The organism is Conexibacter stalactiti, from assembly GCF_033542075.1.
Taxonomy (GTDB): domain Bacteria; phylum Actinomycetota; class Thermoleophilia; order Solirubrobacterales; family Solirubrobacteraceae; genus Conexibacter; species Conexibacter stalactiti.
On the sequence record NZ_JAWSTH010000088.1, the window covers coordinates 1 to 25,900 of the forward strand.

20 protein-coding genes and 1 pseudogene are annotated in these 25,900 nt (G+C 73.4%); 11 read left to right on the plus strand and 10 right to left on the minus strand.

The window, feature by feature from the left end; genetic code table 11:
- Positions 1-1,203, plus strand: a 1,203-nt coding sequence (locus tag R7226_RS24030) for an SbcC/MukB-like Walker B domain-containing protein (protein ID WP_318599900.1), incomplete at its 5' end; no start/stop codon positions are given.
- 18 nt (positions 1,204-1,221) lie between these two features.
- Here R7226_RS24030 and R7226_RS24035 read toward each other — a convergent pair.
- Together R7226_RS24035 and R7226_RS24040 are read right to left on the minus strand one after the other, a co-directional pair.
- A complete protein-coding gene (locus tag R7226_RS24035; RefSeq protein WP_318599901.1) occupies positions 1,222-2,433 on the minus strand; it encodes a hypothetical protein in 1,212 nt (403 codons plus the stop codon).
- The gene (locus tag R7226_RS24040) at positions 2,430-4,652 is read right to left on the minus strand and encodes an AAA family ATPase (protein WP_318599902.1); all 2,223 of its coding nucleotides are present in this window, start codon (positions 4,650-4,652) and stop codon (positions 2,430-2,432) included. The genes R7226_RS24035 and R7226_RS24040 overlap by 4 nt, the downstream gene beginning before the upstream one ends.
- Positions 4,653-4,775: 123 nt before the next feature.
- Here R7226_RS24040 and R7226_RS24045 point away from each other — a divergent pair, with 123 nt between their 5' ends.
- The 6 genes from R7226_RS24045 (at position 4,776) to R7226_RS24070 (ending at position 13,271) form a co-directional block, all read left to right on the plus strand.
- Positions 4,776-5,909, plus strand: coding sequence for a sensor histidine kinase (locus R7226_RS24045; protein WP_318599903.1), 1,134 nt, complete (start codon positions 4,776-4,778; stop codon positions 5,907-5,909).
- A 68-nt stretch (positions 5,910-5,977) separates the two neighbouring features.
- Entirely contained in the window at positions 5,978-6,634 is a 657-nt protein-coding gene (locus R7226_RS24050; protein WP_318599920.1) for a response regulator transcription factor, read from the plus strand.
- A 117-nt stretch (positions 6,635-6,751) separates the two neighbouring features.
- Positions 6,752-9,943 (plus strand): family 78 glycoside hydrolase catalytic domain, encoded by a 3,192-nt coding sequence (locus R7226_RS24055; protein ID WP_318599904.1) that lies wholly within the window; start codon positions 6,752-6,754, stop codon positions 9,941-9,943.
- An 83-nt stretch (positions 9,944-10,026) separates the two neighbouring features.
- Positions 10,027-10,941, plus strand: a complete 915-nt coding sequence (locus tag R7226_RS24060; RefSeq protein ID WP_318599905.1) for an ABC transporter ATP-binding protein — start codon at positions 10,027-10,029, stop codon at positions 10,939-10,941.
- Positions 10,941-11,657, plus strand: a complete 717-nt coding sequence (locus tag R7226_RS24065) for an ABC transporter permease (protein ID WP_318599906.1) — start codon at positions 10,941-10,943, stop codon at positions 11,655-11,657. Before R7226_RS24060 ends, R7226_RS24065 begins: the two co-directional genes overlap by 1 nt.
- Before the next feature lie 51 nt (positions 11,658-11,708).
- The gene (locus tag R7226_RS24070; RefSeq protein WP_318599907.1) at positions 11,709-13,271 is read left to right on the plus strand and encodes a DHA2 family efflux MFS transporter permease subunit; all 1,563 of its coding nucleotides are present in this window, start codon (positions 11,709-11,711) and stop codon (positions 13,269-13,271) included.
- Here the strand turns inward: R7226_RS24070 and R7226_RS24075 are convergent.
- Both R7226_RS24075 and R7226_RS24080 read right to left on the minus strand, forming a co-directional pair.
- Positions 13,238-14,554, minus strand: a complete 1,317-nt coding sequence (locus tag R7226_RS24075; protein WP_318599908.1) for a protein-tyrosine phosphatase family protein — start codon at positions 14,552-14,554, stop codon at positions 13,238-13,240. The genes R7226_RS24070 and R7226_RS24075 overlap by 34 nt on opposite strands.
- A gap of 78 nt (positions 14,555-14,632) precedes the next feature.
- On the minus strand, positions 14,633-15,556 hold the full coding sequence (locus R7226_RS24080) for an aldo/keto reductase (RefSeq protein WP_318599909.1): 924 nt from the start codon (positions 15,554-15,556) through the stop codon (positions 14,633-14,635).
- 28 nt (positions 15,557-15,584) lie between these two features.
- On the opposite strand from R7226_RS24080, the gene R7226_RS24085 reads away from it, so the two are divergent.
- Positions 15,585-16,487, plus strand: a complete 903-nt coding sequence (locus R7226_RS24085) for a DMT family transporter (protein ID WP_318599910.1) — start codon at positions 15,585-15,587, stop codon at positions 16,485-16,487.
- Between the two features lie 49 nt (positions 16,488-16,536).
- Here R7226_RS24085 and R7226_RS24090 read toward each other — a convergent pair whose 3' ends face one another.
- Positions 16,537-17,238, minus strand: a complete 702-nt coding sequence (locus R7226_RS24090; RefSeq protein ID WP_318599911.1) for a class I SAM-dependent DNA methyltransferase — start codon at positions 17,236-17,238, stop codon at positions 16,537-16,539.
- 25 nt (positions 17,239-17,263) lie between these two features.
- Between R7226_RS24090 and R7226_RS24095 the strand changes: the two genes are divergently transcribed.
- On the plus strand, positions 17,264-18,238 hold the full coding sequence (locus R7226_RS24095) for an AAA family ATPase (RefSeq protein ID WP_318599912.1): 975 nt from the start codon (positions 17,264-17,266) through the stop codon (positions 18,236-18,238).
- Positions 18,235-19,128, plus strand: coding sequence for a DUF58 domain-containing protein (locus R7226_RS24100; protein ID WP_318599913.1), 894 nt, complete (start codon positions 18,235-18,237; stop codon positions 19,126-19,128). The genes R7226_RS24095 and R7226_RS24100 overlap by 4 nt, the downstream gene beginning before the upstream one ends.
- Positions 19,129-19,132: 4 nt before the next feature.
- Here R7226_RS24100 and R7226_RS24105 read toward each other — a convergent pair whose 3' ends face one another.
- From R7226_RS24105 to R7226_RS24125, 5 genes are read right to left on the minus strand one after another with little or no spacing between them, the layout of a single operon-like run.
- Positions 19,133-19,675, minus strand: coding sequence for a GNAT family N-acetyltransferase (locus tag R7226_RS24105; protein ID WP_318599914.1), 543 nt, complete (start codon positions 19,673-19,675; stop codon positions 19,133-19,135).
- An 11-nt stretch (positions 19,676-19,686) separates the two neighbouring features.
- Complete coding sequence (locus R7226_RS24110; protein ID WP_318599915.1) at positions 19,687-20,187, minus strand: hypothetical protein; 501 nt, start codon at positions 20,185-20,187, stop codon at positions 19,687-19,689.
- Between the two features lie 4 nt (positions 20,188-20,191).
- Positions 20,192-21,169, minus strand: a complete 978-nt coding sequence (locus R7226_RS24115) for a hypothetical protein (protein WP_318599916.1) — start codon at positions 21,167-21,169, stop codon at positions 20,192-20,194.
- A gap of 50 nt (positions 21,170-21,219) precedes the next feature.
- Positions 21,220-22,809, minus strand: coding sequence for a pyrroloquinoline quinone-dependent dehydrogenase (locus R7226_RS24120; RefSeq protein ID WP_318599917.1), 1,590 nt, complete (start codon positions 22,807-22,809; stop codon positions 21,220-21,222).
- A gap of 20 nt (positions 22,810-22,829) precedes the next feature.
- Positions 22,830-24,575 carry a pyrroloquinoline quinone-dependent dehydrogenase gene (locus R7226_RS24125; RefSeq protein ID WP_318599918.1) on the minus strand — a complete coding sequence of 582 codons (1,746 nt, stop codon included), beginning with the start codon at positions 24,573-24,575 and terminating at the stop codon, positions 22,830-22,832.
- 90 nt (positions 24,576-24,665) lie between these two features.
- On the opposite strand from R7226_RS24125, the pseudogene R7226_RS24130 reads away from it, so the two are divergent.
- Positions 24,666-25,900 (plus strand): annotated as a pseudogene (locus R7226_RS24130) (hypothetical protein); the annotation flags it as partial.

Below are 25,900 nucleotides of genomic sequence, written 5' to 3' on the forward strand. Positions count from 1 at the left end.
GACGGGCTCGCGGGCGCCGAGCGCGAGCTGAGCGCGCTCGCGACCGCCGTCGCCGGCCACGAACAGGAGCGGCGCGACGCCGAGCAGGCCGCGGCGACGGCCCGCGCCGCCCACGCCGAGCGCTCCGCCGCGCTGAACACCGAGCGGGAGCGGGTCGCCGCCGCGCGCGGCGACGCACCGACGATCGCCGCGCGCGTCGCAGGCCTGCGCGAGCAGGCCGACGCCTGTGAGCAGGCGGCCGCCGCCACCGAGCAGGCCACCCGCACCTCCGCCGCGGCGGAGGAGGCCGCGACCGCGGCAGCAACGGCCGCGACCGCCGCCGGCTTCGGCAGCAGAGAGGAGGCCGCCGCCGCTGTCCGCGACGCCGCTCAGCTCGCGGAGCTGGAGCAGCGGCTGCGCGACTTCGACGAGGGGATCGCGAGACGGTCGGCGCTGGTCCAGGACGAAGCGCTCAAGGCGGCCGCCGCGCAGCCGGCACCGGACCTGCCGGCGCTGCGCGACGCCGCCGCGCGCGCCGCTCAGCAGGACGAGGCGAGCCAGGGCCGCAACACCGTCGAGCAGCGCCGTCTAGCCGAGGTCACCAGCCTCTCCGGCGCACTCGACAGCGCCCTCACCGCGCTGGCGCCGGTCGCCGAGCGCGAGCGGGTCGTGCGCGAGCTGGCGGCGCTCGCCGACGGCGGCTCGGCCGCCAACAGGCTTAGAATGCGTCTGTCGGCATACGTGCTGGCGGCGCGGCTGGAGGAGGTCGCGGCAGCCGCGACCGCGCGGCTGGAGCGGATGTCGAACGGCCGCTACGCGCTGATCCACGCCGACGACGGCGCGCGCGGGCGCCGTCGCGGCGGACTCGACCTGAAGATCGTCGATGGCTGGACGGGCCAGGAGCGCTCCCCTTCGACGCTCTCCGGCGGTGAGACCTTCCTCGCCAGCCTCGCGCTCGCGCTCGGCCTCGCCGACGTCGTCGCCGCGGACGCCGGCGGCAGCCGCCTGGAGACGCTGTTCATCGACGAGGGCTTCGGCTCGCTCGACGAGCGCACCCTCGACGAGGTGCTCGACGTGCTCGACGCGCTGCGCGAGGGCGGCCGCGCCGTCGGGATCGTCTCCCACGTCGCCGAGCTGCGCCAGCGCGTCCCGGCGCAGCTGCTCGTCGTCAAGGGCCGCGACGGCTCGCACGTCGAGCAGTCCGCCGCTGCGCCGGCGGGCTGAGCGTGCCGCTCCCCGCTGTCAGCCCACCCCGGCCGCGACGAGTGCGGCCGGCAGCGTGTCCGGCGTGCAGAGCACGAGGCCGTCGGAGACTCGCGGCGTCAGCTCCGCACCCCAGGCGTATCCGATCCCGTAGACGCCGGCTTGAGGTGCGAGCGCCCGCTCAAAGGCGTGCCGATACATCATCAGGTCACGTGCGGTCGAACGGGCCAAGCCGGATGGCGCGCCTCTTCCGCTCTTGACCTCGATCAGCACCCAGCGTACGCCGTCGCCCGTCCGATGCTCGAGCACCAGATCAGGGCGCAGGACGCCGGCCCGGAGCCCGTGGAGCCGCTGAACGTCGCGGTAGTGGGAGTGCTCTCTCAGCAGTCTCGGAACCGACTGATAGTGCACGTCGAGCTGCTCGCGGCGGCGTGTGCCGCTGAACAGGAGCGGGGTTCTGATCAGCCCGGCCGGCGCCGCATCCCAGCCGGCCCTTCTCAGCGCCGACGCGACGTCAAAGGCGCACCGCAACTCCAGCAGCACGGCGTCACTGCTCGCCAGCAGCGCGTGACGCTCGACCGCTTCCCGCACGGCTTGGCGATCGAGCTGCTGAACGTATCTGCGATGGAGGTCGTAAGCCGCCAGAACCAGTTCATATTTGCGGCGGTTGCGCCCTCTGCGAACGAGCGCAACCGCCTTTGCGGTCGGCGGCTCGCGCGGCAGGTCCGCCAGCTCTGCCTGCTGCAGCCAGCGACCGGCCTGTCCGACACGAGCCGCCACGCGCAGGCCGGACTCTCCGCTTCTGGCCGCATGCCAACCGGTGCGGTGCCCCTGCTCGACGATCGCGTGCAGCACGAACGCGAGCAAGCGGTTCTCCGGCGTGTCGTAGGCACGCTGCGCCGGCGCCGTGACGTAGGTCCGGCGTATGCCGGTCGCGCGCCGCAGCGCATGCGTCTCGCCCCACTGCACTGGCCCGCGCAGGCGACCCGACGTCACCTCATGGTCGTCGATCGTCGTGGTCGCGAGCTGACGCACAAGGCGCGGCATCTCGTCGAGCAGTCGACCGACGGCCGGGCTCACGGAGAACTGCACCTGCGCCAGGCGACGGACGTCGTGCGCTCTCATCTGCAGGAGATCGGCAGCGGCGAGCACATACTCGTCCTGTTGTCTGCACGCGGCGGTCAGGTAGCGCCAGACTTGGGTTCTGATGCGCTCGACGGCGACCTCGCGGTTCCAGGTGAGCTGCTTCACGCGACTTCGTCGTCGAACTGCTCCTCGGGCTCGGTGGCACCGCCGCCGAATACGATGCCGAGCACGGCGGAAAGCGTCTGCTCGACGTAGGCCCGCCGATCTTCCGCGACGATCGTGAGAAGCGCGGCGCACAGTCGATTGCCGTCTTCTTGGTCGATCCCCTCAAACTGCGGAAGCAGGTAGCTGTAGAAGGCTTCGAGCATCAGCTCACCTGCGGTCGCGTACTGCTCCCCGCTCTCCAGCCGAGACCGCAGAAAGCGCGTGAGGTCGAGGTAGACGGACGGTCCGAGCTGCTTCAGCGGAGAAATCGTGGTGTAGAGCCGCTCGGCGGCCGCGGCAGCTTCGTCGTTGCCGTCGGCGGCGTCCGTGATCAGCTTGCTGAAGACGGACGCGGCTGGTGCGGGCACCTCGACGAATGCGAACCGGCGCATCAGCGCAAACGACATCTGGAACAACAGCGCTTTGTCGAAGACGTTCATCGTCGCGACGATCCGCCATTTCTCGGGGATCGCGATCAGGTCGCAGCCGGCAGGAACGGGATGCATGCTTCGCTCCGGCACGAGTGCGATCCGGCCTCGACCCCGGCGACGATGAGGCAGCACGACGGGGTGACCAGAGAGGACCGTGAAGAGCGCGCCGAACGCGCGGTCGAACTGCGAGCGATTGAGCTCGTCGATCACGAGCCACGAGTCGCTGCGAATCGCCTCCAGGAAGTGACCGTCCTGGAAGTCGAGTCCGCCCTCCGGGATCTCGTGCAAGCCGCCGATCGTCTCGTAGGTCGTCCAGTCAGCTGTCGCGGTGGTGACGACATGGTCGCGACACCACTCCGCGCGCGCCGCGGCTCGAGCCAACGCCTGCGCAAGCGTCGTCTTGGCGGTGCCGGGCGGACCGGTCAGGATCACATGCTTGCCGCTCTCGACGTGGGCCAGCAACTGCGCGAGCAGGCTGCGGTCGACGATCAACCCGTCGCGGGCGACCTCCGCCTCGAACACGTCGAGCGAGAGCGGCACCGGTCTGAGCGGCGGCAGCGCCGGTTCGGGCTCGGGATCCGGCTCGAGTTCCGCCAGCACGACGGGATTGGTCGCCAGGCGCGGCGGTGCCGGCAGGGATGCCTCCGGCCGCGTCTTGACGTAGAGCGGGTTGGTCTGGTTGCCGAGCCCGCCGGGCGTGACCGGGCTGCCGTCCGACGCCTTCACGAGCGAACGCAGCAGGTCGCCCTCGGACAGCTCGGCGAAGTCGGTCAGCTTCACCCACAGCGTTGGCGTCTCGTCGACCTCTTCGTAGTACCGCGGGACGAGACGCGGATCGACAGCCGCGCCGTTCGAGGAGAAGTCGAGCAGTCGCGCCTTCCAGTCCCCAGCACCGTCGCTGCCCCGCAGATAGGCCGTCGTGGGCACACCGCGTGTGAGCTGGTCTCTGAGCTGCGCCTCGACGCCTGACGACAGCGGCGAACCGGGGTGCCGGAAGCGGCCCCACCACACGGCACCGCGCTGCAACGCGACGTCTCGATGCAGCTCGATCGTGTCGCGCCGGATTCTCGGCGACCACTTGAAGACGAGGTCGAGCGGAAGCGCGTTGATTTCCCTGCGGGGGATCGACGGGTGCTCCCCCGCGGTTGGCGGGGCGCCGACCGGCGCGACCGTGAGCAGGTCATGCCCCTCTGGCGCCAGACGCCCATCGGCATCGATCAGCGCCGCGTCCTCGAGCAGCGCTCGGTAGCGCCGCCCCTGCTCTTCGAACGTTCTCCGGCTGCGCCAGCGGCCGAGCAGCCCACCTCCCTCCCCGATCGCGGCGCCCAGCGCTTCCGGCGAGCGGTTCGGATCGGCTGCCAGCTGATCGAGCGCGAGCGCGGCGCCGAAGGCGACGCCGTCCTCGCCGACGTGCTCCCACAGCAGCCGCGCGAGACGGTCGCTCTGAGCGGGCGTCATGCGGAACGGATCGGCGAAGTCCATCTCGCTGACGTAGGCCGCGCCGCCATCCGAGATCTCGTAGCGGCCGTCGCGGTCTCGCTCTACCAGGTCCAGCTCAGCCGCGTACGCCAGCAGCTGTCTGACGCGTGCGACCGGAGCTCTATGGTCCCGCGTCCCCTTGAACAGCTCACTCTCGGGGTAGTGCTCGACCAGCTCCTCTGCGGTGGCCGGGCCGTCGCGCTCAAGCACGACCAGCAGGCCGTGGGCGTAGTGGATGTGGAGCGCGGGGATCGGATGGGCTCTCGGCATCGCTGGCGAACCCTAACCGGCGCATCGGCGCTTCTCGCCACCCTCATCCCCACGACTGACCCGCCGCCCCGGCTCATCCTCGCGGAGGAGGCGCGCCCCGCGTCGATGCGAGAGGATCGGCCAGTGTCGCCCCGCCTCCGCCACCTGCTCACCGAAGCGACGATCGCGGCCGCCACCGCGCTCGGCCTGCTGATCGTCGTCTTCGACCATGCCGACGAGCTGCCGGCGTGGTCCACCTGGACCGCGGCGCTGGTCGCCGGCGGACAGTCGGCGCTGCTGTGGCGCCGTCACGCGCACCGCGAGCAGACGGCGGCGCTGGTGCTGCTCGGAGCGCTCGCGCTGCAGCTGCTGTGCCCGCCGGTGGTGATGCCGTTCGCCGCCTACGTCGCGGTCGGGTCGCTCGCCGCGCACCTGCCGCCGCAGCGGTCGTGGTGGGGCCTCGCGGCGCTGCTGGGGCTGGCGGTCGCGACGCTCGTGCGCACGCCGCTGGCCGATGACGCGACCGGCCTCGCGGGCGTCGATCAGGTCCTCTTCCTCGTCGCCTGCGCCGTCGGCATCCACGTCTACGGCGACCTGCGCCGCAACCGCGCCGCCCGGCAGCGCGAGCAGGAGCGTCGCGCCGTCGCGCAGGAGCAGGCGCGGATCGCGCGCGAGCTGCACGACGTCGTCGCGCACAGCGTGGCGGTGATCGTCGTGCAGGCGAGCGCGGCCGGCGAGATCTTCGACGACCGCCCCGAGCGCGCCCGCGAGTCGCTGCAAGCGATCGAGGCGACGGCGCGCGAGACGCTGACCGAGCTGCGGCGCCTCGTCGGCGGGATCCGCACCGACGTGCCCGACGCCCCCTCCCCGCTCCACCCGCAGCCGAGCCTCGCCCATGTCGAGGAGCTGGCAGCGCGCGTGCGCGCGACCGGCCTGGAGGTGACCGTCACGCGCGAGGGCGCGGCGGCCGGCCCGGTCCCGGCTGGCGTTGACCTCTCCGCCTACCGGATCGTGCAGGAGGCGTTGACCAACACCCTCCGCCACGCCCGCGCCAGACGCGCGGAGGTCGCGCTGCGCTACGGCCCCGATGCGCTCGAACTGGACGTGCGCGACGATGGCGGCGGCCACCCGGCGGCGGCCGGCGGCGACGGCCACGGCCTCGGCACGAGCGGCATGCGCGAGCGCGCGGCGCTGCTCGGCGGCACGCTGGAGGCCGGCCCCGGCCCGCACGGCGGCTACCGCGTCCACGCGCGCCTGCCGCTGGGAGCAGCGTCGTGAGCGAGCCGGCCGCTCACCCGCCGCACGCCGCGCTCTCGCCGCGCCGCGACGCAGCTCCCACCCGCGTCCTGCTCGCCGACGACCAGGCGCTCGTGCGCGGCGGCTTCCGGCTGATCCTCGAGTCCAAGCCCGGCATCGACGTGGTCGGCGAGGCGGCCGACGGCGCTGAAGCGGTCGCGCTGGCGCAGCGGCTGCGGCCCGACGTCGTGCTGATGGACGTCCGCATGCCGCAGCTCGACGGGATCGCCGCGACGACGCGGATCCTCGCCGAGGTGCCGGGCGCGCGGGTCGTGATCCTGACGACCTTCGACCTCGACGAGTACGTCTTCGCCGCGCTGCGCGCCGGCGCCAGCGGCTTCATGCTGAAGGACGTGAGACCGGCGCAGCTGGTCGAGGCGGTCCACGTCGTCGCGCAGGGCGACGCGCTGCTGGCGCCGACGGTCACGCGCCGGCTGCTCGACCGCTTCGCCGCGGTGCTGCCGGCGGGCGCCGACGAGCAGCGCCTGCCGGACCTCGGTGAGCTGACCGAGCGCGAGCTGGACGTGCTGCGGCTGGTCGCGCAGGGGCTCTCGAACGCGGAGCTGGCGCAGCGGCTCGTGCTGACGGAGGCGACGGTCAAGACGCACGTCTCCTCGGTGCTGCGCAAGCTCGGCCTGCGCGATCGCGTGCAGGCGGTCGTGCTCGCGTATGAGGTCGGGCTCGCGAGGCCGCGCGCCTCCTCCTGAGGGCTGAGCCGAAGTTCACCCTCCAGCCCGATGCGCAGACCCCCTCCGCGCTCCTAGCTTTTCGACAGCGAATCGCTCACAAGCGACCGCGTTCGATCAGCAGGAGGAGAGATCACCATGCAGCTCATCGATGCGAGGCGGCTTGCCGCCCTCGCCGCCGCCACGAGCGCAATCGGCATCGCCGCCACCCCAACGGCGCATGCCGCCACCCCGACCGACCTGACGGTCGAGCAGGCCGTCCGCCCGCTCGACGTCGACGTCGAGCAGCCACGCTTCGCCTGGCGGCTCGCCGCCGAGCAGCGCGGCCTCGCGCAGAGCGCCTACGAGATCGAGGTCGCGACCAGCGCCGAGGCGCTCGCCGCCGGCGAGCCGGACGCCTGGGACAGCGGCCGCGTCGTGTCGACGAGATCGATCGAGGTCCCCTACCGCGGCGCGGCGCTGCGCTCCGACGAGCAGTACGTCTGGCGCGTCCGCACCTGGGATCAGGACGGCGCGCCCGGCGCCTGGAGCGCGACGAGCCGCTTCGAGACCGGCTTCATCGACCAGGCCGACTGGAAGGGCGAGTGGATCGGTCGCGGCGAGACCTCCCCGCAGCCGTTCCCGGCGATCACGCCGGCGCCTCAGTTCCGCAAGCAGTTCAGCCTCGGCGCGCCGGTCAGACGGGCCCGTCTGCGGATCTCCGGCCTCGGCTACAACGAGGTCGAGCTGAACGGCGCGAAGGTCGGCGACCACGTCCTCGACCCCGCTTGGACCGCGTTCGACGACACCGCGCTCTACGAGACCTTCGACGTCACGAAGGCGCTGCAGAACGGCGACAACGCGCTCGGCGTGACGCTCGGCCGCGGCTACCTCGCGTATCCCGACAAGGGCGCGACCGGCGCCGCCTTCTCATGGTGGGCCGCGCCGTGGAACGGCGAGCAGCGGCTGCTGCTGCAGCTCGACGTCGAGCACATCGACGGCAGCACGTCGCGCGTCGTCTCCGACGGCTCGTGGACGGTCAGCGACAGCGCGACGGTCGCCGACGACGTCAACCTCGGCGAGAGCTACGACGCGCGCGAGCAGCAGGCCGGCTGGAGCGAGCCCGGCTTCGACGACTCCGGCTGGGACACGGCGACCGTCGTGACGGCGGCGAACGCCACCAGCGCGACGCTGAAGGCGCAGGCGCAGGAGCCGAGCCGCGTGATCGAGACGCTCGACCCGGTCGCCGTCACGAGCCCGAGAGCGGGCGTGCAGGTCTACGACTTCGGCACGATGACGGCCGGCTGGACGCGGATCCGCGTCAAGGGCGCCGCCGGCACTACGGTCAGGCTGCTGCACGGCGAGAGACTGAACGCCGACGGCACCGTCGCGGGCCGCGGCAACATCCACGGCGAGCCGCAGCTGGCGCAGGTCAACAGCTACGTGCTGAAGGGAAGCGGCACGGAGACGTGGGAGCCGCGCTTCTCCTATCAGGGCTTCCGCTACGTCGAGGTGACCGGCGCGCAGCCGATCAGCGTCGAGGCGCGCGTCGTCCACCAGGACGTCGCGGACAACGGCGGCTTCGACAGCTCCAGCGACCTCTACAACCGCTTCCACACGGTGATGCGGCGGACGCTGCTCAACAACCTGCACGGGATCCCGACCGACACGCCGACCTTCGACAAGGCCGGCTGGACGGCCGACGGCCATCTCTTCTCCGACGCGGCGCTGCGCAACTTCGACACCGCGAAGGCCTTCGCGAAGTGGATCGACGACTTCGCCGACGCGCAGCATCCCGACGGCAGCGTCGGCGTCGTCGTGCCGGCGCTGCCGTCGTTCGACACGCAGATCGGGATCGACCCGCTGTGGTCGAACGCCTACATGCTCGTCAGCTGGGACCTCTACCAGTACGAGGGCGACGTCGAGACGCTGCGCCGCCACTACCTGCCGATGCGGCGGCTGCTCGACGCGGTCGAGTCGAGAATCGACACGACGAACGGCATCTGGGAGTCGTTCTCCTTCGGCGACTGGGTCCCGCCGGACGGCCTCGGCGGCTTCGTCCCGCCGGAGGGCTGGCGGCTGTCGGCGACCGCCTCGGTGGTCGAGATGGCGAGAACGTTCGGCCAGATCGCGCGGGCGCTCGGCCGCACGCAGGACGCGGCCGACGCCGACGCCTTCGCGGCTCGGATCGCCGACCGCTTCAACGCCGAGTTCCTCGACACGGAGGCCGGGATCTACCGCACGCCGGGCGCGCAGGGCGGCTACCGACAGACGTCGAACATCATGCCGCTGACGCTCGGGATCGTCCCGGCCGACCAGCGGCAGCGCGTGCTCGACAACCTCGTGCGCGACATCCGCGACGCGCGCGGCACCCACCTCCACACCGGCGCGACCGGCACGAAACTGCTGCTGCCGCTGCTGACCGACAACGGCCACGGCGAGCTGGCGAACGCGCTCGCCTCGCAGACGACGTATCCGAGCTGGGGCTGGATGCTCGACGGCCTCGGCAACGACACCTTCCTGGAGACCTGGGAAGGGCAGGCGCGCTCGCTCGACCACGCCTTCCTCGGCACCGTTGACGACTGGCTGACGACCCACCTCGCCGGCATCCGTCCCGCGGCGCCCGGCTACGCGAAGACGCTCGTGAAGCCGCTCGTGCCGGCCGGTCTCGACCGCGCCAGCGCCTGGGTCGACACGCCGCACGGCCGCGTCTCCTCCGCCTGGCAGCGCGCGGGCGAGGGGGTCGAGCTGCGCGTCGAGGTGCCCGGCAACACGACCGCGGAGGTCCACCTCCCGGCCGGCGACGCCGCCAGCGCGCACGTCGACGACCAGACCGGCGTCAGCTTCCTGCGCCACGAGGCCGGCGCCGCCGTCTACGCGGTCGCCTCCGGCAGCTACGTCTTCCGCAGCGACCGGCTCGCGCCGCCGCAGCCGGGGCCGCAGCCGAGACCGCCGGTGACGCCGCCCGGCGAGCAGCCGAAGCCGCCCGCGCCGCAGCCGAGACCGCCGACGGCGGCGAGACCTCGCCCGCCCGTGATCGCGAGAGCGGCGCTGCGCGTCAACGCCAAGCGCGTCGTCGCGGTGAAGGTCCGCTGCGACGTCTCCGCCGGCAAGCTCTGCCGCGGCACGCTGCAGCTGACGCGCGGCAGAGCGAAGCTCGGCGCACACGGCTTCGCGATCGCGCCGAACCGCCTCACCGCGGTGAAGGTGACGCTCGGCAGAGCGGCGTACCGGGCGCTGGTGACGCAGCGCAGACAGCGCGTCACCGTGACGCTGACGACGCGCGGCAGCGACGGCAGAACGCGGCGCGCGACGGTGAAGGTGTGGCTGACGGCGCCGAAGAGACGCTGAACCGCACGACAGGGGCGGCGTGCAAAAGGGCCGGTCACCCGTACGGTGGCCGGCCCCTCGCCGCCGTAGAATCGCGCCCGCCGATGCTCGCTGTCGAAGGACTCACGAAGCGCTATCGCGGCGAGGCCGTCGTCGACGACCTCAGCTTCTCGGCGACCGCCGGGCGCGTCACCGGCTTCCTCGGACCCAACGGCGCCGGCAAGACGCAGACGATCAAGATGATCCTCGGGCTGGTGCAGCCGACCGCGGGACGGGTGCTGATCGACGGCAGAGAGCTGCTCGACCACGCCCGCCCCGGAGCGGTCGCCAGCGGCGTGCTCGACGGCGGCGCCTTCCATCCCGGCCGGCGCGTGCTCGACGAGCTGTCGCTGCAGGCCTTCGCGGCCGGCGTCTGCCCGGACCGGGCGCCGGAGCTGCTGGACCGCGTCGGCCTCGCGCCGGCGGCGCGCGCCCGCATCGGCACGCTGAGCCTCGGCATGCGCCAGCGGCTGGCGCTGGCGCGGGCGCTGCTGTCCGACGCGCCGCTGCTGATCGCCGACGAGCCGGCCAACGGCCTCGACCCGGCCGGCATGCACTGGCTGCGGCAGCTGCTGCGCGAGCTGGCCGAGGAGGGCAAGACGGTGCTCGTCTCCAGCCATCTGCTGGCGGAGATGGAGCGGTTCGCCGACGACGTCGTCGTGATCGCGCACGGGCGGCTGGTCGCGGACGGTCCGATCGGCGAGCTGCGCGCGGTCCGCGAGCGGCTCGTGCGGGTGCGCTGCGCGAACGCGCGCGTGCTCGGTGCGCGGCTGAGAGCGCGCGGGCTGACGATCGTCGCCGACGAGGGCGACGAGCTGGTCGTCGGCGGCGGCGACGCGCGCACGATCGGCGAGATCGCGCTGCTGGCGCAGATCGCCATCCACCGCCTCGTCGAGGACGAGGACGGGCTCGAGGAGCGCTACCTGGCGCTGACCGCGGAGGCGCAGCCGCGCGACGCCGCGGAGGCAGGCCGGCCGTGATGACGCTCGTGCTCGTCGAGCTGGAGAAGCTGCGCACCGTCCGCAGCGCGTGGCTGCTGTTCGCGGCCGGGACGCTGTTGCCGCTGCCGATCGCGATCGTCGCGCTGACGCAGGTCAGCGACCCGGCGACGACGGTCCAGGACATGGTCAACCTCTCGGCGGTGCCGGCGCTGGTCGCCGGCGCGCTCGCCGCCGTCGCCTGCGCGCGCGAGTTCGAGCACCGTACGATCACCGTCGCCTTCATGCTGGAGCCGCGACGCGAGCGCGTGATCGTCGCGAAGGCGCTGGCGGCCGCGATCGTCGGGGTCGCGATGGCCGCACTCTGCTGCGCGTTGACGCTCGGCGTCACCGCCGTCTGGATCTCCGCCGATGGCGGTGGCTGGGCGTGGAGCGGCGGCGAGACCGCGAAGGCGATCTGCGGCGTGCTCGTCCTGGCCGCCGTCAGCGCCATCGCCGGCACCGCCTTCGGCGGCGTCACGCGCCACGTCGGCGGCGCGATCACGCTGCTGATCGCGGTCAACTTCGTCGTCGAGGGGCTGCTCGCGGCGCGCTTCCAGGTGTGGCGCGACTATGGCCTCGACGCCGCCAGCGACGCGCTGCTGGAGCCGGCCCCGACGCATGCCTACACCTTCCCGGCGGGCGCCGGCGTGATGGTCGGGATCTCGCTCGTCTACCTCGCTCTCGGGATCGCGGCGGTGCGCCGCGCCGACGTCTGACGACGGCACCGTCGCTCAAGGCGGGCGCCGCGCGCGCCGACAGGATTCCGGATGAGCATCCGCCCGACCGAGGACAACCGCCGCTGGTGGGTGCTCGCGACGATGACGGCGTCGCTGTCGATGATCCTGATCGACCAGACCGTCGTCGCCGTCGCGCTGCCGACGATCCAGGCCGACCTCGGCGTCACGACCGTCGGGCTGCAGTGGGTCGTCAACGCGTACCTGCTCACGCTCGCCGCGTTCGTCGCGCTCGGCGGCCGCATCGGCGACCTGATCGGGAACGCGCGCGCGTTCAAGGTCGGCGCCGCGATCTTCGTGCTCGCCTCGGCCGTCTGCGGCTTCGCCGACTCCGAGGCGCAGATCATCGCCGCCCGCGCGGTGCAGGGGCTCGGCGCCGCGCTGCTGACGCCCGCGACCGGCGCGCTCGTCGCCAACGCCTTCGGCGCCGAGGAGCGCGGCCGCGCGATGGGGATCTACGCCGGCGTCTCGATGGTCTTCCTCGCGCTCGGCCCGCTGATCGGCGGCCTGCTGACCGACCTCGTCTCCTGGCGCGCCGTCTTCTTCGTCAACCTGCCGGTCGGCGCCGCGCTGCTGGCACTGGCGCACGTGTCGCTGCCCGACACTCCGCCGCGTCCCGGCCGCGTCGACTGGGGCGGCGTGCCGCTGATCGTGCTGAGCCTCACCTGCCTCGTGCTCGGGCTGATGCAGTCGCGCGCCTGGGGCTGGGACTCGCCCGCGACGATCGCGCTGCTGGTCACCGGCGCGGTGCTGCTGCCGCTGACGATCGTGTGGGAGCTGCGCCAGCGCGAGCCGCTCGTCGAGCTGCGGCTGTTCCGCAGCGCCAATTTCACCGCTGACGGGATCGTGCTCGCATCGGTCCAGTTCGCGATGACGGGGATCGCCGTGCTCGGCGCCGTCTGGGTCCAGGACGTGCTCGGCTTCACCGCGATCGAAGCCGGCCTGTCGCTGCTGCCGCTGACGCTGCCGGTGCTGCTGATCGCGCCGCGCGCCGGCGGCCTCTACGACCGCATCGGCCCGCGCGGGCCGGTCACGGTCGGCTGCGCGCTGGGGGCGCTGGCGCTCGTCTGGGTCGCGACGGTCCTGCACCACCGCGACTACACCTGGCTGATCCCGGGCTACGTCGTGATGGGGATCGGGCTCGGCGTGATGATGACGCCGGCCAACACCGACGCGATGAACGCGGTCGCCCCGGAGCTGCGCGCGCAGGCCTCAGCGGTGCTGCAGACGATCCGCCAGGTCGGCGCGACGCTCGGCGTCGCCGTGATGGGCACGATCGTCGCGCACGGCCAGAGCCACCGGATCGGCGAGCTGTTCGAGCACCGCTACGGCTTCCCGCCGAGAGACGTGCAGCAGATCGAGCACGCGATGAACGGGATCCAGTCCTCCGGCGAGACCGATCGCGGTCTGCCGGAGAAGGTGATGGAGCTGATCTCGCCGCTGCTCGACGCCGTCACCAGCGCGGTCGCCTCGGCCTTCGCGGTCGCCGCGCTCGTGCTCGCGCTGGCGGCGATCGTCGCCGTGCTGCTGCTGCGTCACCGGCCGGCGGTCGACGCGGCCGATCAGGTCTCGACCAGCCCCCGCTCGATCGCGTAGCCGAAGGCGGTCGTGAGAAAGCCGCTGAGGTCGCCGAGGTCGCCGTTGCGGCCGGAGCTGCGCAGGATCCACAGCGCGACGATCCCGTCGCGGACGGAGTAGCCAAGCCGCGGCTCGTCGACGCGCACGCCCCACGGCGGCGTCTCCTCAGTCCCCGGCGCCGCCTCCAACAGCAGCGCCGTGCGGCCCTGGTTGTCGTTCAGCGGCCGCTCGTGGTGGAAGGCGATCCGCGCCGGAACCGCCGTCCCGGGCAGCGTCCCGCGCAGGACGGCGAAGGCGCGCCCCGGCACCGCCACCGACGGGAAGGCGCGGTGGTAAGCGGCCGGCTCCTCGAGCGTCATCGACAGCTCGGCCGCGCAGCCGTGCAGCGCCTCCAGCCACGGGCTCGGCGGGAAGCGGCCGCTGACGCTGACGCCGCTCGGCGGCCAGTCGACGGCGGGCAGCTCGCTGTCGAACGGGCGCGGGTCGGCCTCCGCCAGCACCGCCTCGCGCAGCGCCTCGGCGGCGGCGCAGACCGATCTCGCCATCCCGTCGAGCGCGCCCTCGTCCGTGACGTAGCCGTTGCGGCGGATCGCGACCGTCCCGCGCGAGACGTACAGCTCGTAGAGCGCGTTGCGGCCGCCGCTGGCGAGCAGCTGGCGCCAGACCGAGCCGGGCGCCAGCAGCCGCTCGATCACGGCATCGGGCGGCGGCGCGCCGTCGTGGACCAGCTCGAAGCCGCTGATCCCGCGTTCCTTCAGCTTGATGCGGTTGCCGCCGAGCAGCGGCCGGGCTCTGTTGTCGATCACGAAGTCGGGGATCAGCGACGCCTCCGGCAGGAGCGTCGCGGCGACGGTGCAGGGGACGCCGATCGCGCTCTCGTACTCGGCCTCGCCGGTCGGGTTGAACATCCAGCCGATGTAGGGGATGTCGTGGCGGCTCGGCTTCCACCAGCCCTTCGGCAGCGGCGGCGCCCACAGCTTGCCGTAGAAGGTCCCGACGGCGTCGCCCTTGCCGTCGACCGGCCATGCGCGCAGCCAGTGGTAGATGCAGCCGTCGCGGCCGCCGGGCAGCACGCCGCGCATGACGTTGAACTGCAGCTGCGCGTCGAGCGGCAGGACCGCGAAGTAGCCGGCGGCGTTCTGGCTGCCGAGCGCGTCGAGCCCGCGCGCGGCGGCGTAGCCGCTCAGGTCGGCGTCCGGTCTGCGGCGACGCGCGTCGGCCATGTCCTCGCGCGCGAGCGCGGCATAGCCGGGCAGCCGGTGAGGTCTTCCCTCGGCATCCTTGCGGCTGAACAGTCCCATGGGCCGCAAAGATTCCAGGATCCGGTCCCACCGACAAGCCGGTTCTCCGCCGCCGCGCCGGCGGCCGGCCGCCGCGGATCACCCCCAGGGCAGCGCGGCGCGCTCGCGCCAGTACGTCTCCGGCGCGCGCGCCAGCGGCGCCAGCCGCGCCTCCAGCTCGTCGCTCCAGGCGATCTTGCCCGCCATCAGATTGGAGCGCAGCATCGCCGGCGAGACCGCGCCGCTGAGCACGACGTCGACCCACGGCCGCGCGAGGATCGCGGCGAGCGCGACGGCGTCCGGGGTCGTGTCGAGCTCCTCGGCGACCGCGGTCAGCTCCGGCGGCGCGGCGTGCGCGGTCAGGCGGCCGTTGGCGACGCCCTCCTTCACGAGCACGGTCAGGCCGGCCGCCTGCGCCCGCGCCAGCGCCTCCCCCGCGCTGCGCTCGTGCAGGTTCCAGGTCGCCTGCACGGCGTCGAAGCGTCCCAGCTCGACGGCGCGGTCGATCGTCGCCGCCTGGCTGGGACCGGTCGTGGAGAGACCGACGGCGACGCCGCTCGCTCTCAGCTCGGCGAGCTGGTCGAGCACCTCGCCGTCCTCGAGCACGCCGCTCTCGATCGTCGCCGAGTGGATCGCGTAGAGGCTGAGGCGGTCGCCGAGCAGCGCGCGCGTCTGCGCCAGCTGTCTGCGCAGCTGCGCGGCGTCGAGCTGCTTGCGCTCGTGCACCTCGGCGTCCATCCGCCACTCGCCCGTGTACGCGTAGCCCCACTTCGATGAGATCGTCAACGCGCCGGGTGCGAGCTGGCGGCTGTCGAGCCAGCCGGCGAGGAACTCCTCGGCCCGCCCGTAGGAGCGGGCGGTGTCGACCCAGCCGACGCCGGCCGCGAGCGCCGCGTCGAGCAGCGTCTCCGCCTCCGCCCGCAACGTCTCGACCGATCGGTCCGCTCCGAGGTCCTCGTCACGTCCAAGGTTGATGTAAGCCGGCCGCCCGATGGCGGCGAGTCCGAGACCGATCTGCGCCATGCCTGCACAGTTGCATACCCTCGATCGCATGAGTCCTCGCGCGTGGGCGGCCTTCGCCACGATGTCGATCCTCTGGGGGATCCCGTACCTCTTCATCAAGGTCGCCGTCGACGACGGCGTCCCGCCCGGCTTCGTCGCGTGGGCGCGGGTGCTGCTGGCGGCCTGCGTGCTGCTGCCGCTGGCGTGGCATGCGAGAGCGCTCGGGGCGCTGCGCGGCCGCGGCCGCTGGCTGCTCGCCTACGCCGTGATCGAGATCTCGATCCCGTTCCCGCTGATCGGCTTCGGCGAGACGCACGTCGCCTCATCGACGGCGGCGATCGCGATCGCGACCGTGCCGCTGATCGCCTCGCTGCTGGCGCTGCGCTTCGCGCCCGGCGAGCGGCTCGGCGGGCGGCGGCTGGTGGGGATGCTGCTCGGCTTCGGTGGCGTCGCCGCGCTCGTGGGGATCGACGTCTCCGGCAGCTCCGGCGAGCTGCTGGGGATCGCCGCGCTCGTGGTCGCCGCGACCGGCTACGCCTGCGGGCCGCTGATCATCTCGCGCGGTCTCGGCGGGCTCGACGGCCGCGCGACGATGGGCGTCAGCCTCGCGATGGCGGCGGTCGTGCTGACCCCGCTGGCGGCGCTCGACCCGCCGACCGAGGTCCCGCCGACCGGCGCGATCGTCGCGATCGTCGTGCTGGGGATCGTCTGCACCGCGGCGGCGTTCGTCGCCTTCGCGGAGCTGGTGCGAACGGCCGGGCCGAGCCGCTCGGTGATCATCACCTACGTCAACCCGGTGATCGCGCTCGCGCTCGGCGTCGCGCTGCTCGACGAGCAGCCGGGGGCCGGGGCGCTGCTGGGGCTGCTGCTGATCCTGCTGGGCTCGTGGCTGTCGACCGACGGGCGGCTGCCGGGGCCGCTGGAGCGGCGGCTGGCGGGCGCCGAGCGCTGATGCGCGCGTGGCGACCGGCACTGATGAGCGCGGGCGCGCCGCGCCGTTCCTATCCCGCGCTCGCCACGAACGCGTTGACCCCGACCGGCAGCTCGTTGCCGTCGCCGTAGCCGCCGCGCAGCACGCGCGGCAGGAAGCCGGCGCCGGACAGCTCGGCGACGACCTCATGCGCGGGGAAGAGCCGCAGCGTGTGCGTCTCCTCGCTGACCCAGCCGCCGCGCTCGACGCTGATCCAGCGCGTCAGCCTGCGCGCGAAGCGGTCCTCGGCGACCTCGACGTCGAGTCTCCAGCCGTCGCCGTCGAGCGTGAACTCGCGGCGGCCGTCGGGCTCGCGGCCGGGCGCGGCGGCGTCGAAGGCGAAGAGGCCGTCGAGCCGCAGCGCGGCGCGCACGCGCGCGAACAGCGGCCCGAGACTTGCCGGCGCGTCGTAGTTGACGACCTCGCCGATCGCGGTGACGGCGGCGCACAGCGGCAGCTCGACGTCGGCGATCGAGCCCTGCACGAAGCGCGCGCCCGGGGCCCGCTCGCGCGCGATCGCGAGCGCGTCCTCCGACACGTCGACGCCGAGCACGTCGTAGCCGGCGGCGAGCAGCTCGGCGGCGAGGATCCCGCCGCCGCAGCCGAGGTCGACGACCAGCCCGCGCTCGATCCCGGCCGCCCGCAGGCGCCGCAGCAGGTGGGGCGCCGCGCTGCGCACGAAGCCGTCGAAGGCGCTGTCGTGGACGTGCGCGAGGTCGGGACCGTAGATCACCGCACGGCAGGATATGGTGCCGGCCGTGCTCTCGCCTGACCGCTTCCAACAGATCGCGCAGGAGATCGAAGGCGCCGTCGGCGGCACGATCGTCGGCCAGCGCGACGCCGTCCGCGGCGTGCTGCTGTGCCTGCTGACCGGCGGCCACGCGCTGCTGGAGGGCGTGCCCGGGCTCGGCAAGACGACGATGGCGCGCGCCTTCGCCGAGGGGCTGGCGCTGGAACACCGCCGCGTGCAGTTCACGCCCGACCTGATGCCGGCCGACATCACCGGGACGATGGTGCTGTCGCAGGACGGCGCCGGGGCCGAGCTGCGCTTCCAGCCGGGACCGCTGTTCGCCAACCTCGTCGTCGCCGACGAGATCAACCGCGCGGCGCCGCGGACCCAGAGCGCGCTGCTGGAGGCGATGCAGGAGCGGAGGGTGACGATCGGCAACGTCACGCACGCGCTGCCGCAGCCGTTCACGGTGCTGGCGACGCAGAACCCGGTCGAGATGCGCGGGACGTACCCGCTGCCGGAGGCCGAGCTCGACCGCTTCCTGCTGAAGCTCGGCTTCGACTTCCCCGACGAGGCCGAGCTGACCGAGACGGTGACGCGCACGACCGGCGGCGTGTTTCCGCCCGCGCCGCAGGTCGCCGACGCGGAGACGCTGCGCGAGATGATCGCGCTCGCGCGCTCGGTGCCGGCAGCGGCGCACGTGATCGGCTACGCGAGCCGGCTGGTGCTGGCGCTGCAGCCCGCGCGCGAGGACGCGACCGAGCTGGCGCGGCGCTGGGTCGAGCTGGGCCCGAGCCCGCGTGGCGCGCAGGCGCTGACGCTCGCCGGCAGGGTGACCGCGCTGCTGGCCGGCCGCGCGAATCTGGCGTTCGAAGACGTCCGCGCGGTGGGGCTGCCGGCCCTGCGCCACCGACTGGTGCTGTCGTTCGAGGCCGAGCGCGAGGGCGTGACGGCCGAGGCGATCGTGGAAGACGCGCTGGAGCGGGTGGCGACGGCGCGGTGAGCCCGCCCCTGTTGGACGGCGCCACCCTCCGCCAGCTCCAACGGCTGCGCCTGCGCGACCTCGACGCGATCGTGCGCGGCCTGCTCGGCGACGCGGCGACCGGCGCGGCCAGCGGCGGGCGGGGATTGGAGTTCGCCGACTACCGCCCGTACGCGCCCGGCGACGACCTGCGCCGGATCGACTGGAACGTCTACGCGCGGCTGCATCAGCCGTTCGTGCGGACATCGCCGGAGGAGCGCGAGCTGGGCCTGTCGCTGCTGCTCGACGGCAGCCGCTCGATGGGCGATGCCGGTGCACCGGCCCGCCGCCACGCCGAGCGTTTCGCGGCGCTGCTCGGCGCGGTCGCGCTGCTGCGCGGCGGAACGGTGCAGCTGACGGTGCTGGCCGACGGCGAGGGCATGGGCGGCGAGCCGCTGAGCGGTGAGCAGCACGTGCCGCTGCTGCTGCGTCAGCTGGAGCACCTTCCGCGCGGCCGCAGCACCGAACTGGCGGCGGGGATCCACGCCCGCCGGCCGCTCGCGGCCGGCGCCGAGATCGCCGCCCTGCTGACCGACGCGCTCGTCGAGGAGCCCGCGCTCGACGCCGCCCTCGCCGCCCTCCACAGCGTGCGCGCCGCGACGCTGCTGCACGTGACGGAGCCCGTACCCGAGTCTCCTGCGACCGGCCCCGTCGAGCTGCTCGACCGCGAGACGGGCGCGACGCTCTCGCTCGGCCTCACCCCCGCGACGCTCGCCGCCCACGCGGAAGTGGTCGAGTCCCACGCCGCGATGGTTGCCGCCCGCTGCCGCGCCCACGGCGTCGGCTACGTCCACCTCCCCGCCGACGGCGACCCCTTCACCCAGCTCGCCGCCCTCGCCGACGCCCAGCACCTGCTGGCACGGGCGACCTGAGCGTCTACAACTCCAGCTCGTAGACGTACGACACGGGGCCGTCGGGGCCGCCTTCGCGATTGACGAAGCCGAGGCTCTCGTAGAGCGCGCGGGCGGCGTGGTCGTCTTCGCTGGTGCCGAGGTCGATCCAGTCGGCGCCTTCCGCGCGCGCCAGCGCGATCGCCGTCTCCATCAAGGCGCGGCCGAGGCCACGACCGCGCGCTGCCGGGACGACGTACAACTCGGCCAGGTAGCACTCAAGACCCGCAGAGGCGAGCGCCGCGCGGAAGCGCAGGACGGCGAAGCCAACCGGCTCGCGCGCGCCCGCGCCGTCAGCGTCTGGCTCGTCGTCCGCCGACCCCGCACCGCCGCGCCCACCGGCCAGCAGCACCGTGAAGCGCGGCTCCTCCGCCAGCAGCGAACGGATCCGCTCGGCGATCGCGGCGGGTGACGCCGTCGCCATCTCGTACTCGGCGTTGAAGTCGTGCAGCAGGCGGCCGATCGCCTCAGCGTCCGCGGCACCAGCGCGTCGCACGAGCGAGGCAGGCGGCGGCGACGCGGAGGACACGAGGCCGCGCTCTAGGAGGTCGGGGTCGGCGACGCTTCGGAGCAGACGTCGAAGCCGGCGACCGCCGCGTAGGTGCCGACCTCGGCACGGGCGACTCTGCCGGCGGCGGCGCCGACGGCCGCGCGGTCGCCCGCGTCGGCCGCTCTGCTGAGCGCCGAGAGCTGCGCGTTCGACGTCGAGAGCGCGCGCAGGTAACGCTCGAAGGCCTGACGATCGGGCTGCGACGGGGTCAGCTGCGACACCTCGTCGTACAGCCTCGTCCCGATCGTGTGGACGCGCTCGGCGTAGGAGCCGAGCTCGTCGATCGAGGCGGCGACGGGAATTCTCGCGATGCCGGCGGCGGCCCTTCTGCAGGCCGCGTTGGCCTGCCGCACGAGCGCCGCGCGCGACAGCTCCTCGCCGCCCCCGTCATCGTCGCCCCCGCCGCAGCCGGCGACGGCGACGCCTCCGGCGAGCGCGACGCAGGCGAGCAGCGCCGAGCGGGATCCCTTCAACGTCATCGTCAGGCCCATCAGGTCATCTCTGCTTCGGTCTGGTGAACGTCAGCTCGATGCTGAGGTCACCGTTTCTGAGCGTGCCGACGAGCGTGTCGCCGCTGACGCGACCGGTGAATCTGCCGACCACCGGGCCGCCGTCGCTGCCGCCGCGCACGATCGCGGTGCGCCACGGCCCTTCCCATCTGAAGTCGGTCAGGAACTCGGCGCGCGTCGAGCCGGGGGCGTGCAGCGTCATCATGCCGCCGGGGGCGGGCGGGTCGAATCTCGACTCGACCTCGAACAGCTGCAGGTGGCCGCTGTCGGGCACGAGCTCGTCGTCGCTGACCGCCGTCGCCGCGCGCACGAGCGGCGCGTAGAGCGATGACGCTTTGCCGACGTCATCTCTGCTCGGGACCAGCTCCCAGCGGCCGTAGAAGGCGGAGTCTCTTGCGCCGAGGCCTCTGTTCTTCAGTCGCAGCGGCACGGCGTCGATCTGCTTCGCCTGCGGCAGCGCTGTCGCAAGATCGCTCACCGGCAGCCGGTCGAAGACGACCTGGTAGGTGCCGCCGCGCCAGCCGAGCGTCCCGGACAGCTCCTCAGTGCTTCTCGGCACCGGCAGTCTGATCGATCCGATCTGTCTGTAGGTGCCCTGGCTGATCACTCTGCCGGTCAGCACGTCGTCGGCGAAGCTGAACGGGTAGGTGATCGCGGCGGAGGTCTGCTGACGACCGTCTCTGTCGAAGCCGTAGATCGCGAGGCTGCCGATCAGGAAGGGCTTCTCCGTGTCGGTGTAGTCGATCATCAGCTGGCCGCTGGTGACCTTCGCGCGGCGGTCGATCTCACCGATCGAGTAGCGGCCGACGAACTGCTCGCCGTCGGCCTTGGCGACGTCGACTCTCGGCTGCGGCAGGCCGGTGCCGACACCGGTCGTGGCGTGGGCGGAGGTGACAAGGGCCGTCGTTGTCACGGCGGCGAGGCAGATGCCCGCGAACGAGGCGAGCGAGGTACGGCGGGACACGCGGCCGAACCTAGCACACGGTCGTTTGCACCCGAATCGCGCGTCTCGTCTCATCTCGCGGGCAGCGGTCGGCCGCCGAGACGCAGCACCAGCAGACGCGCGCCAGGACGCGTCCCGGTCTGTTGGGTGACCGTCGATCCGCCCGCGACGATCGCGACGTATTGGATCCCGCCGACGCGGTAGGTCAGCGGCGCGCTGCCGAACGGCAGCCCCACGCGCCCGCGCCAGGCGGTCTCCCCCGTGCCCGCGTCGAAGGCGTACAGCCAGCCGTCGTCGAGGCCGCTGAAGACGAGCCCGCCGGCGGTCGCCAGCACCCCTCCGGCGAGCGGCGCCGGCAGCGTCCGGCGCCACCGCACGCGGCCGTTGCCGTCGTCGAGCGCGACGAGCGTGCCGCGCGCTCTCCTGCCCGGAACGCTGCGCGCGCTGCCGCCGCCGAGCAGCACCGGCGCACCGCCCAGCTCGCGGTCGCCGGTGCGGTAGGTCATGCACATCCGCACCGCGCCCTGGAAGATCGTGCGCGAGCGCGGGTCGTGCGCCGCCGGCCCGTACGCGACGCCGCCGAGCGCACCGGGGCAGATCGTCGTCCCGCGTCTGCTCGGCCGCGGGCGCGGCGTCGTCTGCGCGATCAGCGCCCGCGGCGGCGCCAGCCGGCGCCCGCTCTCGGCGTCGCGGATCCAGTACGTGCCGGACTTGTTGGCATGGCCGACGGCGCGCACGTCGCGGCCGTCGACGCGCGTCTCGTACAGCAGCGGCGGCTGCCCGCCGTCGTAGTCCCAGACGTCGCCGCAAACCTCGTTCGCGCCCCACTTCAGCGTGCCGTCGCGGGCGTCGAGCGCGACCATCCCGCTGACCCATCTCTCACAGCCGCGGCGCGGTCGCTCGCTCAGCGCCGGGCTCGGGTTGCCGGTGCCGGCGTAGACGATCCCACTGCGCGCGTCGACCGTCGGCGGCATCCAGACGCGGCCGCCGCCGCGGCCCTCCGCGACCGTCCAGAAGCGCCACAGCTGCTCGCCCTCGTCGGCGTCGAAGGCGGCGACGAAGCCGCGTGACCCGCGCGCGTCGCTGCCGCTGCTGCCGACGATCAGGCGGCCCTGCCAGAAGGTCGGCGGCGAGCTGCCGGTCGTGCCGCTGCGCGGGTCGGCGACGCGCGTGCTCCACAGCTCGCGGCCGGTCGCCGCGTCGAGCGCGACCAGTCTCGCGTCGTAGGTGACGAGGTAGACGCGGCCGTCCTCGACGGCGACGCCGCGGTTGGTCGGCTGCTGCCCGACGGCACCGCCGGCGAAGAAGTCGACTTGCGGCGTGTAGGTCCAGCGGCGGGCGCCGGTCGCGGCGTTGAACGCGATCACCTGCGAGGTGTTCGTCGTGACGTACAGCGTCCGCCCGGCGACGACGGGGAAGCTCTCCCACAACGCCATCTCCTCGGGCGCCCACGACCAGGCGAGCCCGAGCCGGTCGACGCTGTCGCGGTCGACGGCCGCCAGCGGCGAGAAGCGCGACTGGTCGTCGTCGTTGCCGAAGCGCGGCCAGCCGACGTCGGCGGGCGGGCCGGGCGGCGGGGTCGCGTCGTCGCCGCCTCCGCCGCCGCAGCCCGCAAGCGCGAGCGCGGCGGCGAGCACGAGCGCGGCGACCGCGGCCCGCACCGCTGCCGCCGCGGACGCCACTAGTCCGTGCTGGGGTTTCTCGGCGCTCTCGGCGGGATGATCTCTCTGCCGTCGAGCTTGAGCGCGTAGAAGCGCGCGCCGATCGGGCCGAAGTCGTTCGACGAGGTCAGGCCCGAGCCGCCGACCGCGGCACCGATGTAGTCGACGCCGTCGATCGTGTAGAGCACCGGCGCGGCGGCGCCGGCGAGGCCGAGGTTGCCCTTCCACAGCTCTCTGCCGGTGGCGGCGTCGAAGGCGTAGAGGTAGCCGAGCTGGTCGACGGTGTAGACGATGTCGGAGCCGGTCACGAGCGCGCCGCCGCCCATCGGCGTCGACATTCTCTGGCGCCAGATGAATCTGCCGGTTCTCACGTCGACGGCGGAGAAGGAGCCGCTCGGTCTCGAATCGGACGGGAACGAGCGCGTGCCGCCGAATCTCGACTCGCCCGGCAGCTTCTCGTCGGAGACCGCGAGCAGGAAGCAGAAGTCGATCCCGGAGACGTAGACGGCCTCGACTCTCGGGCTGTACGCCATCGGCGAGTACTGCGAGCCGCCGAGCGGGCCGGGGCATTGCAGCGTCGGTCTCTCGGTCGGTCTCGAGCGCTGCTGTCTGACGAAGGAGAGGCGCGGATGGATCTGCTCACCCGTTCTCGCGTCGAGGAAGACCAGCCAGCCGGACTTTCCGGCCTCGGCGACCATCCGCCGTCTCTCGCCGTCGATGATCGCGTCGAAGATCACGACCGGCGAGGCGGCGTCGTAGTCCCACAGGTCGTGCGCGACGACCTGGTGATGCCATCTGTACTCGCCGCTCATCGCGTCGAGCGCGACGATCGAGGAGGTGTAGAGGTTGTCGCCCGGGCGGTCGACGCCGACGATCGCCGGCGACGGGTTGGCGGTGCCGAAGATCACGTTGCCGTTCTCGGTGTCGATCTGCGGCGCCATGTAGACGGTGCCGCCGCCGGTGCCTCTTCTGCGCCAGCCCTCGCCGACCGGCGGGATCGTGTCGAATCTCCACTTCTCTCTGCCGGTGTCACCGTCATAGGCGGCGACGAAGCCGGCGACGCCCTGGTCGGAGCCGGAGCTGCCGACGTAGACGAGGCCGTTGTAGACCGCCGGCGACATCGTCTCGTACGCGCCGCTGCGCGGGTCCTCGACCTGGGTCGAGAAGATCTCCTCGCCGGTCGCCGCGCTGACTGCCTTCAGTCTGCAGTCGAACGTCAGCATGTAGACCTTGCCGTCGGAGACGGCGACGCCGCGGTTGACGACGATGCCGTAGCCGCCGACGCCGCTGGAGAGCGAGAAGTCGACCTTCGGCGCGTACTTCCACTTCACTCTGCCGGTGTCGCCCTCGAAGGCGTAGATCTCGTTCGTGCTGGTCGTGATGTACACGACGCCGTCGACGACGATCGGGAAGGCCTCGTTGAGCCACTGGTTGCCGCCGAGGTCGGAGTGCCACGCCTCGCCGAGGCGCGAGATCGACTCCTTGTTGATCGAGTCCTGCGGGGCGTAACGGGTGTTGTCCCAGTCACGCCCGAAGATCGCCCAGTCGCCCGGGGCGAACTCCTCGTCGGGCGTCGCGGCGCTGCCGCCGCTCGCGGTCGTGCTCGCGCCGGTGCTCGCGGTCGTGCTCGTCGCGGCGGCTCCGCTGGTGCTCGACGAGCTGCTGTCGTCACCGCCGCAGGCGGTCAACGTGAGTGCGAGCGCGCCCAGCACGAGCGCGAGCCAACGGACGGTCCCGCGCGATGCGCGGCGGGTGTGATTCACCATCTTCGGATCTCCAAGTCCAGAGCGCCCGTTGCGGCCAGGACGGCAAGCGAGTCCGAGCGTCGAAATCGCGGCGAAGGCTACCATTGCGACGTGTCCCACCCCCGCTTCCTCCCCGGCGTCGCGGAGCAGCTCGCGCGCGCCGGGCGCTGGCTTGCGGCCGATCCCGCCGATGTCGTCGAGTTCCACGCGACGCCCCACGAAGTGGGAGATCCTGACCGGTCAGATGACCTCGCGTCGGGGGGTGGCGACCTCGCCGCCGGCCTGCGCGCCTGGCGCGACGCGATCGCCCGCGGCCGCCGCGTCGCGGTCGCGCGACGGGCGCTGCTGGTCGCGCTTGCGCTCGCGGCGCTGCTGCTGCTGGCGCGCGTCGCGTTCGACGCCCCGCCCAGCTGGCTGGTCGCCGCGCTCCCGGTCGTCCTCTTCGCCGGGCTCTGCCTGCGTGCCCGCCACCGGCTCGCGCTCGCCTCGATCGCCCGCCTGCTCGATCAGCGGCTCGCGCTCGCCGAGACCGTGGGGACCGCGTGGGAGCTGTCGGATGACCGCTCTCCAGCGACCGAACCGCGTGCCGGCCAGGTCGTCGCGGACGGCACGCGGCCCTCCCCTGCTCCCGACTCACTCGCCCAGCGCGTGATCGATGACGGCGCGCGACTGGTGTGGTCGGCGCGCGAGCGCGCGCAGGTGCGCCCGCGGCCGGCGGGCGGCGAGTGGACGGCCGTCACGGCCGCCGTCGTCGTGCTCGCGGCGCTCGTCGCGATCGGCCCAGCCGGTGGCGGCGCCGGCGACGCGGCCGACACGACACGCGCCGATGGAGACGCCGCCCGCGCCGCCGGCACCGACGACGCCGCGCGCAGAACCACGACCGGCGCGACCGTCACGACCCCCGCCGCCGCTCCACCCGCGACCTCCACGCTTCCGACCGGCGCCCGCCGCCCCTCCACCGCACCCGGGCAGAGCGGCGCGCCCGCTGCGGCCGAGAGATCGGGCGCGGCGCCTCAGATCGCCGTTCGCCGTCAGCCGACCCGCGGCGCGAGCGGCTCCGCCGGGTCCGGCTCCGGCAGAGGCAGCGGCGGCACGGCCGCTGCCGGCAGCGGCAGAGCGGGCGCTGCCGGCGGGGCCGTCGGCAGACGTGAGCAGACGGCGTCGGCGGCACCGGCCGCGAGCCTTCCGGCGCCGAGCCAGGTGAAGGAGTTCTCCGCTCAGGGCCGCAGAGCGACGAGCCCGGTCGCGTCCGGAACGCCCGCGCAGGTGACCGGCCGCCCGGCAGCGGGCGAGCGCGGCGCGGCGCGCAGCGGCACGCGCGGCGCCGGCAGCCAGGTCGGCCGGCG

Excerpts from the sequence above, each read along its gene's own strand:
- R7226_RS24040 (WP_318599902.1), bottom strand. The coding sequence starts at position 4,652 with ATGCCGAGAGCCCATCCGATCCCCGCGCTCCACATCCACTACGCCCAC.
- R7226_RS24055 (WP_318599904.1), top strand. The coding sequence starts at position 6,752 with ATGCAGCTCATCGATGCGAGGCGGCTTGCCGCCCTCGCCGCCGCCACG.
- R7226_RS24060 (WP_318599905.1), top strand. The coding sequence starts at position 10,027 with ATGCTCGCTGTCGAAGGACTCACGAAGCGCTATCGCGGCGAGGCCGTC.
- R7226_RS24075 (WP_318599908.1), bottom strand. The coding sequence starts at position 14,554 with ATGGGACTGTTCAGCCGCAAGGATGCCGAGGGAAGACCTCACCGGCTG.
- R7226_RS24065 (WP_318599906.1), top strand. The coding sequence starts at position 10,941 with ATGACGCTCGTGCTCGTCGAGCTGGAGAAGCTGCGCACCGTCCGCAGC.
- R7226_RS24070 (WP_318599907.1), top strand. The coding sequence starts at position 11,709 with ATGAGCATCCGCCCGACCGAGGACAACCGCCGCTGGTGGGTGCTCGCG.
- R7226_RS24085 (WP_318599910.1), top strand. The coding sequence starts at position 15,585 with ATGAGTCCTCGCGCGTGGGCGGCCTTCGCCACGATGTCGATCCTCTGG.
- R7226_RS24080 (WP_318599909.1), bottom strand. The coding sequence starts at position 15,556 with ATGGCGCAGATCGGTCTCGGACTCGCCGCCATCGGGCGGCCGGCTTAC.
- R7226_RS24110 (WP_318599915.1), bottom strand. The coding sequence starts at position 20,187 with ATGGGCCTGACGATGACGTTGAAGGGATCCCGCTCGGCGCTGCTCGCC.
- R7226_RS24125 (WP_318599918.1), bottom strand. The coding sequence starts at position 24,575 with ATGGTGAATCACACCCGCCGCGCATCGCGCGGGACCGTCCGTTGGCTC.